Source organism: Stenotrophomonas sp. STEN054 (assembly GCF_056854535.1).
Map to the genome: position 1 here is coordinate 1 of NZ_JBXFWG010000017.1, position 12,665 is coordinate 12,665.

At 69.0% G+C, this 12,665-nt stretch carries 16 protein-coding genes; 10 read left to right on the top strand and 6 right to left on the bottom strand.

Annotation, left to right across the window (positions count from 1 at the left end; genetic code table 11):
* Positions 1 to 149 precede the first annotated feature (149 nt).
* From hda to AC1VXD_RS08880, 3 genes are read right to left on the bottom strand one after another with little or no spacing between them, the layout of a single operon-like run.
* Positions 150 to 857 (bottom strand): DnaA regulatory inactivator Hda, encoded by a 708-nt coding sequence (gene hda / locus AC1VXD_RS08870; RefSeq protein WP_164074440.1) that lies wholly within the window; start codon positions 855 to 857, stop codon positions 150 to 152.
* Positions 857 to 2,029 carry an AI-2E family transporter gene (locus AC1VXD_RS08875; protein ID WP_482991751.1) on the bottom strand — a complete coding sequence of 391 codons (1,173 nt, stop codon included), beginning with the start codon at positions 2,027 to 2,029 and terminating at the stop codon, positions 857 to 859. Before AC1VXD_RS08875 ends, hda begins: the two co-directional genes overlap by 1 nt.
* Complete coding sequence (locus AC1VXD_RS08880) at positions 2,026 to 3,153, bottom strand: DUF2066 domain-containing protein (RefSeq protein WP_482991752.1); 1,128 nt, start codon at positions 3,151 to 3,153, stop codon at positions 2,026 to 2,028. The genes AC1VXD_RS08875 and AC1VXD_RS08880 overlap by 4 nt, the downstream gene beginning before the upstream one ends.
* 112 nt (positions 3,154 to 3,265) lie before the next feature.
* On the opposite strand from AC1VXD_RS08880, the gene purM reads away from it, so the two are divergent.
* The 5 genes from purM to AC1VXD_RS08905 all read left to right on the top strand — a co-directional run bounded on the left by purM (position 3,266) and on the right by AC1VXD_RS08905 (position 7,075).
* Positions 3,266 to 4,324: a phosphoribosylformylglycinamidine cyclo-ligase gene (gene purM / locus AC1VXD_RS08885; protein WP_482991753.1), complete on the top strand. Its 1,059-nt coding sequence runs from the start codon at positions 3,266 to 3,268 to the stop codon at positions 4,322 to 4,324.
* 20 nt (positions 4,325 to 4,344) lie between these two features.
* Positions 4,345 to 4,836, top strand: coding sequence for a hypothetical protein (locus tag AC1VXD_RS08890; protein WP_482991754.1), 492 nt, complete (start codon positions 4,345 to 4,347; stop codon positions 4,834 to 4,836).
* Positions 4,837 to 4,855: 19 nt separating this feature from the next.
* Positions 4,856 to 5,509: a phosphoribosylglycinamide formyltransferase gene (purN, locus tag AC1VXD_RS08895; protein WP_482991755.1), complete on the top strand. Its 654-nt coding sequence runs from the start codon at positions 4,856 to 4,858 to the stop codon at positions 5,507 to 5,509.
* Between the two features lie 67 nt (positions 5,510 to 5,576).
* Positions 5,577 to 6,389, top strand: coding sequence for a DUF3108 domain-containing protein (locus AC1VXD_RS08900; protein ID WP_482991756.1), 813 nt, complete (start codon positions 5,577 to 5,579; stop codon positions 6,387 to 6,389).
* Between the two features lie 2 nt (positions 6,390 to 6,391).
* A complete protein-coding gene (locus AC1VXD_RS08905) occupies positions 6,392 to 7,075 on the top strand; it encodes a DUF3108 domain-containing protein (RefSeq protein ID WP_482991757.1) in 684 nt (227 codons plus the stop codon).
* Between the two features lie 163 nt (positions 7,076 to 7,238).
* On the opposite strand, the gene AC1VXD_RS08910 is transcribed toward AC1VXD_RS08905, so the two are convergent.
* Genes AC1VXD_RS08910 through AC1VXD_RS08920 form a run of 3 tightly spaced genes read right to left on the bottom strand, consistent with a single transcriptional unit; the run spans position 7,239 to position 9,067 of the window.
* Positions 7,239 to 7,547, bottom strand: coding sequence for an EF-hand domain-containing protein (locus AC1VXD_RS08910; protein WP_482991758.1), 309 nt, complete (start codon positions 7,545 to 7,547; stop codon positions 7,239 to 7,241).
* Positions 7,544 to 8,815: a UDP-N-acetylglucosamine 1-carboxyvinyltransferase gene (gene murA / locus AC1VXD_RS08915; RefSeq protein WP_482991759.1), complete on the bottom strand. Its 1,272-nt coding sequence runs from the start codon at positions 8,813 to 8,815 to the stop codon at positions 7,544 to 7,546. Before murA ends, AC1VXD_RS08910 begins: the two co-directional genes overlap by 4 nt.
* A gap of 21 nt (positions 8,816 to 8,836) precedes the next feature.
* Positions 8,837 to 9,067 carry a BolA family protein gene (locus AC1VXD_RS08920; RefSeq protein WP_021202589.1) on the bottom strand — a complete coding sequence of 77 codons (231 nt, stop codon included), beginning with the start codon at positions 9,065 to 9,067 and terminating at the stop codon, positions 8,837 to 8,839.
* A gap of 54 nt (positions 9,068 to 9,121) precedes the next feature.
* Here AC1VXD_RS08920 and AC1VXD_RS08925 point away from each other — a divergent pair, with 54 nt between their 5' ends.
* From AC1VXD_RS08925 to lptB, 5 genes are all read left to right on the top strand, one after another.
* On the top strand, positions 9,122 to 10,123 hold the full coding sequence (locus AC1VXD_RS08925; RefSeq protein WP_482991760.1) for a KpsF/GutQ family sugar-phosphate isomerase: 1,002 nt from the start codon (positions 9,122 to 9,124) through the stop codon (positions 10,121 to 10,123).
* Between the two features lie 65 nt (positions 10,124 to 10,188).
* On the top strand, positions 10,189 to 10,737 hold the full coding sequence (locus tag AC1VXD_RS08930) for a KdsC family phosphatase (RefSeq protein WP_482991761.1): 549 nt from the start codon (positions 10,189 to 10,191) through the stop codon (positions 10,735 to 10,737).
* Positions 10,734 to 11,309, top strand: a complete 576-nt coding sequence (lptC, locus tag AC1VXD_RS08935) for an LPS export ABC transporter periplasmic protein LptC (protein WP_482991762.1) — start codon at positions 10,734 to 10,736, stop codon at positions 11,307 to 11,309. Before AC1VXD_RS08930 ends, lptC begins: the two co-directional genes overlap by 4 nt.
* Positions 11,310 to 11,415: 106 nt before the next feature.
* Entirely contained in the window at positions 11,416 to 11,934 is a 519-nt protein-coding gene (lptA, locus tag AC1VXD_RS08940) for a lipopolysaccharide transport periplasmic protein LptA (RefSeq protein WP_482991763.1), read from the top strand.
* Positions 11,934 to 12,653, top strand: a complete 720-nt coding sequence (lptB, locus tag AC1VXD_RS08945) for an LPS export ABC transporter ATP-binding protein (RefSeq protein ID WP_108768037.1) — start codon at positions 11,934 to 11,936, stop codon at positions 12,651 to 12,653. The genes lptA and lptB overlap by 1 nt, the downstream gene beginning before the upstream one ends.
* The last annotated feature ends 12 nt before the right edge of the window (positions 12,654 to 12,665 follow it).

The window sequence follows — 12,665 nt, forward strand, 5'->3', positions numbered from 1 at the left end:
CCATGGATGGGTTTACGGCGTCCCCGCAAGCCCACAGCGCCCCGCCTCCCCTCAGCAAGCCAGTTTTTGACGTTGATTTTGAGGTTGCCGGCCAGCGGCCGGCACTACCGCGGGTGCAGGGCAGCAGCCCTGCAAAGAAAACCCCACCCTCAGTACCGGGGCCGGCCTTCTTCCAGCACCTGCCGCAGGAACGGCACCGTGATCCGCCGCTTTGCCGCCAGCGACTCCCGGTCCAGCCAGTCCAGCAGCGTGATCAGTCCACCCAGCTCGCGCCCGGTGTGCGACAGCAGCCACTCGATGGCCGCCTCGTCGATCGCCAGCCCGCGCCGCAGCGCGCGCTCGCGCAGCACCGCCGCCCGCCCTTCCTCGTCCAGCGGCTGCAGCAGCACCCGCACGCACTGGCCCAGCCGCGAACGCAGGTCCGGCAGCACCAGGCCCAGCTCGCCCGGCGCGTGCTGCGCCGTGTACAGCACCGTCACCCCCGCCGCGCGTGCGCGGTTGTGGAAGTCGAACAGTGCGATCTCGTCCTCGCGGTGGCCCGCCACCGCATCCAGGCCATCCAGCGCCACCAGCTCGCGCTGCTCCAGGCCGTCCAGCGCCGCCGCCACCCGGCCGACCGCGCCGGCCAGCGGCACGTAGGTCGGCAGGCGCCCGGCCTGCTGCGCGCTGGAACACATCGCCAGCGCCTGGTGGGTCTTGCCCGTGCCCGCCGCACCTTCCAGGTAGACCCAGTCATGGCTGGCGCCCACCGCGATCGCACGCAGCTGCGCCAGCGCGCCGTCCGGCGCGCCGATGAAGGTCTCCAGGCGCTGGTCCCGCGGGTAATGCAGGGCCAGCGGAAGTTGCGGCACACCAATCACTTCGGGTCCGGGCCGTGCTCGTAGGGGTCGAGGATGATATGGGGTGCGTCGATCACGCCATCAAGCACGATGGCCGGCTTTTCGCCGACATACAGCTCGCTCTGCCGGTAGCGCTGGTGTGCATAGCGCAGCAGCACGTTGCTGACCGCGGCCACCGGCAGCGCCAGCAGCATGCCAAGGAAGCCGAACAGCTGGCCACCGGCCATCACCGCGAAGATCACCGCCACCGGGTGCAGGCCGATCTTGTCGCCGACGATGCGCGGGGTCAGCACGTAGCTTTCCAGCAGCTGGCCCACGGTGAACACCACGCCCACCAGCAGCAGCAGCTTCAGGTCGATGCCCTGCGCCTGCACCAGCGCCGCCACCACCGCCATCACGATGCCGGTGGTCGCGCCCAGGTACGGGATGAAGCTGATCAGGCCGGCCACCAGGCCGATCAACAGGCCCAGCTTCAGGCCGACCAGTGACAGGCCGGCAGCGTAGATCACGCCCAGCGCCACCATCACCAGGAACTGGCCACGGATGAACGCGCCCAGCACCTCGTTGGATTCGCGCGCCAGGGTGGTGATCGTGCCGATGTGGTTGCGCGGGATGACTGAGGCCACCCGCTCGACCAGCTTGTCCCAGTCACGCAGGAAGTAGAACGCCAGGATCGGCAGCAACGCCAGGTTGACCATCCAGGTCACCACGGTGAAGCCCGAGCGCGAGACGTAGCCCATGAAGGTGGTGGCGAAGCCGCCGGCCTGCTGCCAGTGGCTGCGCACCCACTCGATCAGCCGGTCGGGGTCCATCCACTGCATCACCTCCAGGCCGGTCTTCTGCTCGAACCACGGGATGCCGATCTGCATCAGCCAGGCCTGCGCCTGCGGCACGGCGGCCATCAAGGTGGAGATCTGGCGCTCGATCATTGGCACCAGCACCAGCAGCAGCGCGGTGATCACCAGCACCATCGCCACGAACACCAGCACCACGCCGGTGTTGCGCGAACGGCCGGTGGCCTCGATGCGGTCGACCAGCGGGTCACCCAGCCAGGCCAGCGCCAGGGCCAGCACGAACGGGGTCAGGATGGGGGCCAGCAGCCACACCACCCAGCCGATCAGCAGGGCGACGGCCACATACTTGAGCCGTCGCAGGAACTGCGCGATTTCGGCCTCGGGCGACAGGATCATCGCAGTCGGTACTCGTTGCTCACCGGGGCCGGCTGCGGTGCGCCTGTGCTGTCATCGATCGGCGCTGGCAGGGCCGGCAGGGTCGCCGACGGCACCAGCACGCCGTTTTCGCCCAGCATGCGGTTGAAGCCGGCCAGGCCGGTGGTCATTTCCAGGTTCAGCTCCAGGTGATCGGCCGTCGCCCGCAGCGGGGTGACGTTGCGCACCACCGGCACCTCGCGCAGGCCGGCGGCCAGGCGCAGGTACTCATCGCTGCTGTTGATGCCGGTCACCACCACGCGGTAGGTGCCGGCCGCACCGGTGGCCGCGCCCGCCTTGGCGTAGCGCTTGACCAGGGCATCGGCGGCGCCGTCGGCACCGGCGGCCATCGCGCGCATGGCGTTGGCGTCCTTGGTGGTCCACTTGTTCAGCTCGCGGCCGTTGTCGACGAACACCCAGTCCGCCTGCCAGCCGCCATTGGCGCGGTACAGCTTGCCGATCAGCTGCATCGGCGGCGAGTAGCGCGACGAAGCGCGGGACACCGCGGCGCTGTCCTGGCGCCAGATGGCCCCGGCCAGCGCCTGTTCGGCGGCACCACCGCTGGGCAGGCCCAGCTTGTAGCCGCGCTCGATGGCGCGGTTCAGCAGCGGGCGTGCCGCATTGGCCTGCTGCACGCTGACCAGGCGCGGGCCGCTGCCGTCGTCCACGGCCAGCCAGACCACCGGCTTCGGCCGCGGCTGCGGCCACAGCGGCAGGCCCAGGGCCGAGACCAGTGCATCGACGTCATCCTCGCGGAAGCGGGCGACCAGCAGGGTCCGGTAGCTGGGCGCGCCACTGGCGCCGACGCTCTGGTCCTGCTTGAAGTCGTAGCTGGCCACGTAATCCTTGGCGTTGCGCAGGGCCTGCACGACGCCCGGGCGCGCGGTCACGTTGCGGTCGCCGGACAACTTGCCCAGGACCACGCTCAGGGCACGGGCCAGGCCACCGTTACGGTCGGCCTCGGCCTGGCTGTTGACGGGCACTTCGGCCTCGTAGGCACCACTGGCGGTGGCGACATCTCCCTCGGTGCGAAGGCCGCTCTGGGCCATCGTGGCCACCGGCAGGCACAGCGCAAGGAGCAGGGCGGGAATAAGGCTGCGGCGCATCAGGACATCCATTGGCTCGACGTATCCGGGGGGAATTGTTGCCCGAATACGGACTTTGCGCCAATGCGGCCTGTTAAAATCGTCCGTTCAACCCCTGCCAGCGCCGACGCCCGTGACCAACACCTCGTCTTCCGCCCCCTCCCCCCTCACCTACCGTGACGCGGGTGTCGACATCGACGCCGGCAACGAGCTGGTCGAGCGGATCAAGCCCCTGGTCAAGCGCAGCTTCCGTCCGGAAGTGATGGGCGGCCTGGGCGGCTTCGGCGCCCTGTTCGACCTGTCCAACAAGTACCGCGAGCCGGTGCTGGTGTCGGGCACCGACGGCGTGGGCACCAAGCTGAAGCTGGCCCACCAGCTGAACCGCCACGATACGATCGGCATCGACCTGGTCGCCATGTGCGTCAACGACGTGCTGGTGCAGGGCGCCGAGCCGCTGTTCTTCCTGGACTACTTCGCCACCGGCAAGCTGGACATCGACACCGCCGCGGCGGTCGTGGGCGGCATCGCCAACGGCTGCACCGAGGCCGGCTGCGCGCTGATCGGCGGCGAAACCGCTGAAATGCCCGACATGTATGCCCCGGGCGAGTACGACCTGGCCGGCTTCACCGTCGCCGCGGTCGAAAAGAGCGAACTGAAGGACGGCGCCAGCGTGGCCGCCGGCGACGTGCTGATCGGAATCGCCTCCTCCGGCCCGCACTCCAACGGCTACTCGCTGGTGCGTCGCATCTACGACCGCGCCGGCCAGCCTGCCGACCTGGAGCTGGAAGACGGCGTCAAGCTGGCCGACGCGCTGATGGCGCCGACCCGCCTGTACGTCAAGCCGATCCTGTCGCTGCTTAAGTCGCACGGTGCGGCCATCCACGGCATGGCCCACATCACCGGTGGCGGCCTGACCGAGAACATCATCCGCGTGGTGCCCGACGGCCTCGGCCTGGACATCCAGGCCTCCGCCTGGCCGCTGCCGCCGGTGTTCCAGTGGCTGCAGAAGGAAGGCGCCGTGGTCGACAGCGAGATGTGGCGCACCTTCAACTGCGGCATCGGCTTCGTGCTGATCGTCGCCCCGGAGCAGGTCGCCGCGGTGTCCGAAGCCGTGCAGGCGCAGGGCCTGGACCACTGGCCGATCGGCCAGGTGGTCACCGCCAGCGGCGCCGAACGCGTCCGCATCGCCTGATCGACCGCCAAGGAGCCCGCATGGACGCCACGCCCCCGTTGTCCGCCGCACCGGTGCCGCCCCCGGCCCCGGTTGCGCCCGAACTGACCGCACAGGACATCGACCACCTGCGCCTGCTGGCGATCTTCCATTACGTGGTGGCCGGCCTGGCCGCCGTGTTCGGGCTGATCTTCTGCATGCACATCGTGATGGGCATCGCCATGCTCAGCGGCGCCCTGCCGATGAACTCCAACGGCCAGGCCACGCCGCTGCACGAGCAGCAGTTCATGGGCTGGATGTTCATCATCATGGGCGGCTGCGCGGTGTCCTTCGGGCTGGGCCTGGCGGGCTTCATCGCCTATGCCGGGCGCTGCCTGAAGCAGCGGCGCCGGCACCTGCTGTGCATGGTGGTGGCTGCCATCGCCTGCCTGTTCACCCCGTTCGGCACCGTGCTGGGCGTGTTCACCCTGGTGGTGCTGCTGCGCCCGCAGGTGAAGGCGGCCTTCGAAGCCAACGCGCCTTCCCGCCGCTGAGACACCCGATGGCCGCCGCATGACCGCACGCATCGCCGTACTGGCTTCCGGCCGTGGCAGCAACCTGCAGGCCATCCTTGATGCGATCGACGCCGGCCGCCTGCCGGCCGAGGTGGTGGGGGTCTTCTCCGACCGCCCCGACGCAGCGGCACTGCAGCGCGTCGGGCCCGGCCAGCGCTGGGCACACGCGCCGAAGACCTTCAGCGACCGCGCCGCGTACGAGCAGGCGCTCGGCGATGCCGTGCAGGCCGCGGCCCCGGACTGGATCGTCTGCGCGGGCTACATGCGCATCCTCGGCGCCAACTTCGTGCAGCGCTTCAACGGCCGCCTGGTCAACATCCATCCGTCGCTGCTGCCGCTGCACAAGGGCCTGCACACCCACGCCCGCGCCCTGGAAGCCGGCGATGCCGAGCACGGCGCCAGCGTGCACCTGGTGGTGCCGGAGCTGGATGCCGGCACCGTGCTGGCCCAGGCGCGCGTGCCGGTGCTGGCCGGCGATGACGCGGACAGCCTCGCGAACCGGGTGCTGGCAGTCGAACACCCGCTGCTGATCGCCACCCTGCAGCTGCTGTGCGGCGGCCGTCTGACTGAACGGGAGGGTCAGCCGACACTCGACGGTCACCCCCTGTTTAACCCGTTGGCTCTAGATTCCGCCGGAAACCTGAACCGGTAACGCCCGTGCACACGCCCCGCTGACTGCGGGGCTGGCATCCTGCCTCCTCCTGCGGTTCCTGCCCGCCATGAAGAACACGCCTCCGTTGCGCAAATTCCTGCTGCTGCCGTTCGCCGTGCTCGCTTTCGCCGCGTGGGCACAGACCCCGCCGCCGGCCACGCCCGCGCCCGTAGTCCAGGCACCGCCCGGACCGGCCGTGCCCGCGCTGCCGGCGATGGCCTGGGAGCCGCCGCCGCTGCAGCCGTTCAGCGCCACCTACCAGGCCTTCTACAAGGGCAAGGAGGCAGGCGATGCGACCATGCAGGTCAGCCACACCGGCGGCAACCAGTGGCGGGTGGACATGCAGGTGGTCGGCCGTCGCGGCTTCGCCAGCGTGCTCGGCCTGAACCTGGAGCAGAGCACCGTGTTCGAGGAGCGCAATGGCGTGTACGCGCCGTTGAGCCAGAGCACCGTGCGCAAGGGCCTGTTCCTGGGCAAGAAGGCAGTAGGCACCTACAACTGGGAAGCCGGTACCGCGCAGTGGACCGGTGACGTGAAGAAGGACCGCGCCCAGCCCATCCCGCTGCAGCCCGGCGACCAGAGCGCGCTGCTGCTTAACCTGTCGCTGATGCGCGATGCCCGCCCCGGCGCGGTGATGCACTACCGCTACGTCGAACTGGGCAAGGTGCGCCAGCACGATTACCAGGCCGCCGCACAGACCGAGAACGTCGAGGTCGGCGACCTGTCCTACAACGCACTGAAGGTGTACCGCACCAACGGCGGCAGGAACGAAACCATTCTCTGGATCGCCAACGGTGTCCCCACCCCGGTGCGCATCCTGCAACGCGAAGATGGCGAGGACCGTGTCGACCTGCGCCTGATCGAATACCAAGGAGTATGAGCATGATGACCCTGACCCGCCCCCTGACCTGGATCGCTGCTGCCGCACTGTCGGTGGCCAGCCTGCCGGCCATGGCCCTGCAGCCGTTCAAGGCGGACTACCTGGCCAGCTACATGGGCATGCAGGCCAACGGCACCATGACCCTGGCCAGCGAAGGCACCGGCAAGTGGCGCTACAACCTGCAGGTGAAGAACCAGCTGGCCGACCTCAGCCAGAGCACCGTGTTCGAGGAAGTGCGCGGCCAGCTGCGCCCGCTGAGCAGCCAGGACCGCTCGGCGCTGCTGGTGAAGAAGCGCAACGTGCAGGCCAACTACAACTGGACCAGCAACCAGGCCACCTGGACCGGCGACATCAAGCCGGACCGTGCCGGCCCGGTCGCGCTGAAGGCCGGTGACATGGATGCGCTGCTGATCAACCTGGCGATCGCCCGCGACCTGGCCGCCGGCAAGCCGCTGACCTACCGCATGGTGGACGAAGGCCGCATCAAGAACATGACCTACAAGGTCGTGGGCAAGGAAGCGGTGACCGTGGGCGGCAAGAGCTACCAGGCCACCAAGGTCTCGCGCGTGGACGGCGACAAGGAACAGATCGCCTGGATCGTGCCCGAGTTCCCGGTGCCGACCCGCATCCTGCAGCGCGAAGGCGGCCGCGACGCGCTGGACCTGACCATCAAGGCGTTGAACTGACGCGCCCTGCCGCGGTTGCGGGGGGGGGGGGGGGGGGCGGGGGGGGGGGGCGGCGCGCGGGGCCGGCGCCGCGGCGGCCGCCGCGCCCGCCGCGGGTTGTGGGGGGGGGGGGGGGGGCGGTGGGGCCGCGGGGGTGGCGGGGGCGGGCCCCGGCGCTACCGTGTTACTTGGCTGCGGCCGGCGTGAACTCGGTACGGCAGTCCACCCGGATCTGCTGGCCGCTGCTGCGCCAGACGAAGGTGCGGCAATGGCGATTGCCTTCCTGGCTGTCGTTCACCGCAACGGCATAGAACGACTGGATGATCTCGTCACGGCTGACCGTGCCATCGCCATTCCAGTCCATGTCCTTCTGCTCGATGCCCTTGGTGATGGCCAGGTTGGCGTACCAGGCATAGCCCAGCCACGCCAGCACGATCAGCACCAGGGCCAGCAGCGCCTTGCGGCGGGGGCTGAAGCGGCCGCGCAGGATCACGGCACGCGCCGGATGGTGGCACCGAGCGAAGACAGCTTCTCTTCGATGTTCTCGTAGCCACGGTCGAGGTGGTAGATGCGGTCGATGGTGGTGTCACCGTCGGCCATCAGGCCGGCCAGGATCAGCGACGCCGACGCGCGCAGATCGGTGGCCATCACCGGCGCACCGCTCAGGCGTTCGTGGCCGCGGGCGATCGCCGTGTGGCCTTCCACCTGGATGTCCGCGCCCAGGCGCAGCAGTTCGTTGACGTGCATGAAACGGTTCTCGAAGATCGTTTCGTTGATCACGCCCACGCCGTCGGCCACGCAGTTGAGCGCCATGAACTGCGCCTGCATGTCGGTCGGGAATGCCGGGTACGGTGCGGTGGTCAGGTTGACCGCCTTCGGACGCTTGCCGTGCATGTCCAGGGTGATGCTGTCTTCGGTGGTCTCGATCGTCGCACCGGCCTCGACCAGCTTGGACAGCACCGCGTCCATGGTGTTGGGGCGCGCGCGGTTCACTGTCACCTTGCCGCCGGTCATCGCGGCGGCCACCAGGAAGGTGCCGGTCTCGATGCGGTCGGGCAGCACTTCATGGCGGCCACCGGACAGGCGCTCGACGCCTTCGATGACCAGGCGGGCGGTGCCCAGGCCTTCGATCTTCGCGCCCAGTGCGATCAGGCAGTGCGCCAGATCGGACACTTCCGGTTCCATCGCGGCGTTGTCGAGGATGGTGGTGCCCTCGGCCAGCACGGCGGCCATCAGCACGTTCTCGGTGCCGGTAACGCTGACCATGTCGAAGGTGAAGTGGCCACCCTTCAGGCGCTTGGCAGTGGCCTTGATGAAGCCGTTCTCGACCACGATGTCCGCACCCAGCGCCTGCAGGCCCTTGATGTGCTGGTCGACCGGGCGCGAACCGATGGCGCAGCCACCGGGCAGCGACACTTCGGCCGCGCCGAAGCGGGCCAGCAGCGGGCCCAGCACCAGGATCGAGGCGCGCATGGTCTTGACCAGCTCATACGGTGCCACGTGCTGGTTGACCGAGCGCGGGTCGACGACGATCGCGCTGCCGCGCGACAGGGTGCCCTGGTCGATGGTGACCTTGGCCCCCAGTTCGCCCAGCAGCTTCACCGTGGTGACCACGTCGTGCAGGTGCGGCACGTTGGTGATCTCCACCGGCGCATCGGCCAGCAGGGTCGCGCAGAGGATGGGGAGGACGGCGTTCTTCGCGCCGGAGATGCTCACTTCACCGTGCAGCGCAGCGCCGCCGGTCACAACGATCTTGGCCATGTATTGGGAATCTTCTGCGGTTCAGCCGGCTTCGGCCGGGGTCACGGTTTTCAGCGCCAGCGCGTGGATCGCGCCGCCCATCAGGTCGCCCAGGGTGGCATAGACCATCCGGTGGCGGGCCAGCGGCATTTTGCCGGCGAAGGCCTCACAGACCACGGTCGCTTCGAAATGCACGCCATCATCACCGCGCACGTCGGCGCGGGCGCCCGGCAGGCCGGTTTCGATCAGGTTGCGGATGGTGTCAGCGTCCAACGGGCTTTCCTAATAAAATGAACCCTCATTCTACTTCCGCTGCGTGGCGTCCGCATGGCCGAGTCCTCCCTGCCCCCCCGTTCCGTCGATCCCGCCGCCCTGGTGGCCAGCGGCCGCCGCGTCTTCGAGATCGAACAGCAGGCGCTGCAGGCCGTCGCCAACGGGCTGGGCGAGGCCTTCCAGCAGGCCTGCCAGGCCATCCTGGGCAGCCGCGGCCGGGTGGTCGCCACCGGCATGGGCAAGTCCGGCCACGTCGCCCGCAAGATCGCCGCCACCCTGGCCTCCACCGGCACCCCGGCGTTCTACGTGCACCCGGGCGAGGCCGGCCATGGCGACCTGGGCATGATCACCGAGGACGACGTGGTGCTGGCGCTGTCCTATTCGGGTGAATCGGACGAGGTGCTGATGCTGCTGCCTGTGCTCAAGCGCCAGGGTAACGTGTTGATTTCCATGACCGGCCGGCCGCAGTCCAGCCTGGCCAAGGCTGCCGACGTGCATCTGGACGTCAGCGTGCCGGCCGAGGCCTGCCCGCTGGCGCTGGCGCCGACCTCCAGCACCACCGCCTCGCTGGCGATGGGCGATGCGCTGGCCGTGGCCCTGCTCGACGCGCGCGGCTTTACCGCCGACGATTTCGCCCGCTCGCACCCGGCCGGCAGCCTCGGCCGCCGCCTGCTGCTGCACATCACCGACGTGATGCACAGCGGCGAGGACCTGCCCAAGGTCGATGCCGAGGCCAGCCTCAGCCAGGCGCTGATGGAGATGAGTCGCAAGCGGCTGGGCATGACCGCCGTGGTCGATGCCCAGGGCGTGCTGATCGGCCTGTTCACCGACGGCGACCTGCGCCGCGCGCTGGATACCGAGCTCGACGTGCGCACGGCGAAGATCTCCGAGGTGATGACCCGCAACCCGCGCACCATCGGCGCCGACCAGCTGGCGGTGGAAGCCGCCCGGCTGATGGAGACCCACAAGATCAACGGCCTGATCGTGGTCGATGGCCAGGGCCGCGCGGTCGGCGCGCTGAACATTCATGACCTGTTGCGGGCCCGGGTGGTTTAACCGAGAGTCGGTAGACACCATTCAGACTGTACCCCGCACCCGTCCCAATCGAGCCTGATGCCTTGATGTCCTGGTCCCCTCTGCCCGCCTTCCCCGCCCACCTGCATGCCACCGCGGCCCGTATCCGCCTGGCCTGCTTCGACGTGGACGGCACCCTCACCGACGGTCGGCTGTACTACGACAAGGACGGCAACGAGAGCAAGGCGTACTTCGTGCAGGATGGTCTGGGTCTGAAACTTCTGCAGCAGCACGGCATCCCTCCGGTGCTGATCACCGCGCGCAACAGCCAGTCCGCGCTGCGGCGCGGCGCCGACCTGGGCATCGACACCCAGATCGCGGTGGGCGACAAGCTGGCCAGCGTGCATGCGCTGTGCGCCCAGCACGGCATCGGCCTGGACCAGGTGGCGTTCATGGGCGACGACCTGCCGGACCTGGCGCCGCTGGGCGCGGTCGGCCTGGCCGTGGCCCCGGCCAACGCCCACCCGTGGATCGCCGAGCGCGTGCACTGGACCACCCGCAGCGACGGTGGCCGTGGCGCCGCCCGTGAGCTGTGCGACGTGCTGCTGGCCGCGCAGGGACACATCGATGCGGTGCTGGCGAGGTTCGGCGCATGAACGCTCCCTCGCTGAACTGGCGCACCGTGCTCGGCATCGGCCTGCTGCTGGCGGCCCTGCTGAGCAGCTGGGCGGCCCTGCGCAACCGCGACAAGGGGCCGGTGCAGACCGGCCAGGACGTCGGCGTGGATTACATCCTGCACGACTTCCAGATCGTGGCGCTGGACGAACAGGGCAAGGAATCGACCACCCTGCGCGCACCGCTGCTGGAGCGCCAGCGCGGCGACCAGACCATCAACATCACCACCCCGCTGTTCGAGATGCCCGACAAGGACGGCCAGCACTGGACCCTGCGCTCGCAGACCGGCTGGCTCAGCGCCAAGGGCGACCAGATGAAGCTGCGCGGTGACGTTTCCGGGGACAGCCCGGCCGCCCCCGGCGTGGTGCCCACCACCTTCCGCACCGACCATCTGGACGTGTTCCCGAAGGAAAGCCGCGCCCGTACCGACGCCCGGGTCACCATGACCCGCCCGGGCATGGAACAGTCCGGCGTCGGGTTCGAGGTGGATTCGAAGAACAACACGTATCATTTCCTCAGCCAGTCCAAGGGCCGCTACACGCCCCAACGCTGATTCCGCCGCTGGCCCGCGACGTCGCCATTGCGACTGGCGCAGGGCCGCAGCCCCCCCACCCGCCGCCCGGCCTGCCCGGGCAGCCTCACCGGTAGAACGGACCCCGATGAAGATTCCCTTTGCTGCCGTGCTCGCCCTTGGTCTCCTGGTCCCCGCCTTCGCGCAGGCCAAGTCCACCGACCGCAACGAGCCCATGAACATCGATGCCGGCGCACAGGCCGGCAACCTCACCGGCGACGGCAAGACCACGCTGTCGCAGGGGGTGGTCATCACCCAGGGCTCGCTGGACCTGCGTTCGTCCGAGGCCGAGATCTCCATGAAGGACGGCGAGGCCGTGCGTGCCGTGTTTACCGGCAAGCAGGCCAAGATGAAGCAGCAGCTCGATGACGGCACCTGGATGGACGCGGTGGCCGACAAGATCGACTACGACATCAAGACCGAGATCATCACCCTCACCGGCAACTACAAGGTGACCAGCGCGCGCGGTACCAATGCCGGCCAGCGCATGGTCTACAACACCCGTACGGGCGAGATGAATTCCGGTGGCGACGGCAGCCGCGTGCGTACCGTCATTCCGCCCAAGAACAAGACGCCTGCTGCGCCGGCGGCCGGGAGCAGGAAGTAATGCTTGTCGCCAAGGGCCTGCGCAAGAAGTACAAGCAGCGCGAAGTCGTCAAGGACTTCGGGCTGACCCTCGATGCCGGTGAAGTGGTCGGCCTGCTCGGCCCCAACGGGGCCGGCAAGACCACCTGCTTCTACATGATCGTGGGCCTGGTGGAAGCCGATGCCGGCAGCATCGTGCTGGACGGCCAGGACATCACCGGCGACCCGATGTACACGCGCGCCAAGCAGGGCGTGGGCTACCTGCCGCAGGAACCGTCTGTGTTCCGCAAGCTGACCGTGGCCGACAACCTGCGCCTGGTGCTGGAGCTGCGCGATGACCTGGATTCGGCCGGCCGCGAGCGCGAACTCAGCGGCCTGCTCGACGAACTGCAGCTGGGCCACGTGGCTGACCAGCTCGGCGCCAGCCTGTCCGGCGGCGAGCGCCGCCGCTGCGAGATCGCCCGCGCACTGGCCGCCAAGCCACGCCTGATCCTGCTCGACGAACCCTTCGCCGGCGTCGACCCGATCTCGGTCGGCGAGATCCAGCGCATCGTCACCCACCTCAAGCAGCGCGGCATCGGTGTGCTCATCACCGACCACAACGTGCGCGAAACCTTGGGAATCTGCGACCGCGCGTATATCCTCGCTGAGGGCACCGTCCTCGCCCAGGGCTCGCCGGAAGCGATCCTGGACAACGCCGACGTCCGTCGCGTCTACCTTGGAGATTCCTTCAAGCTGTGACCGCGGCCGCCG

Bases quoted from the DNA above. Each gene is read 5' to 3' on its own strand.
- AC1VXD_RS08875 (WP_482991751.1), bottom strand. From the start codon at position 2,029: ATGATCCTGTCGCCCGAGGCCGAAATCGCGCAGTTCCTGCGACGGCTC.
- AC1VXD_RS08880 (WP_482991752.1), bottom strand. From the start codon at position 3,153: ATGCGCCGCAGCCTTATTCCCGCCCTGCTCCTTGCGCTGTGCCTGCCG.
- AC1VXD_RS08890 (WP_482991754.1), top strand. From the start codon at position 4,345: ATGGACGCCACGCCCCCGTTGTCCGCCGCACCGGTGCCGCCCCCGGCC.
- purN (WP_482991755.1), top strand. From the start codon at position 4,856: ATGACCGCACGCATCGCCGTACTGGCTTCCGGCCGTGGCAGCAACCTG.
- AC1VXD_RS08900 (WP_482991756.1), top strand. From the start codon at position 5,577: ATGAAGAACACGCCTCCGTTGCGCAAATTCCTGCTGCTGCCGTTCGCC.
- AC1VXD_RS08905 (WP_482991757.1), top strand. From the start codon at position 6,392: ATGATGACCCTGACCCGCCCCCTGACCTGGATCGCTGCTGCCGCACTG.
- murA (WP_482991759.1), bottom strand. From the start codon at position 8,815: ATGGCCAAGATCGTTGTGACCGGCGGCGCTGCGCTGCACGGTGAAGTG.
- AC1VXD_RS08925 (WP_482991760.1), top strand. From the start codon at position 9,122: ATGGCCGAGTCCTCCCTGCCCCCCCGTTCCGTCGATCCCGCCGCCCTG.
- AC1VXD_RS08930 (WP_482991761.1), top strand. From the start codon at position 10,189: ATGTCCTGGTCCCCTCTGCCCGCCTTCCCCGCCCACCTGCATGCCACC.
- lptC (WP_482991762.1), top strand. From the start codon at position 10,734: ATGAACGCTCCCTCGCTGAACTGGCGCACCGTGCTCGGCATCGGCCTG.
- lptA (WP_482991763.1), top strand. From the start codon at position 11,416: ATGAAGATTCCCTTTGCTGCCGTGCTCGCCCTTGGTCTCCTGGTCCCC.
- lptB (WP_108768037.1), top strand. From the start codon at position 11,934: ATGCTTGTCGCCAAGGGCCTGCGCAAGAAGTACAAGCAGCGCGAAGTC.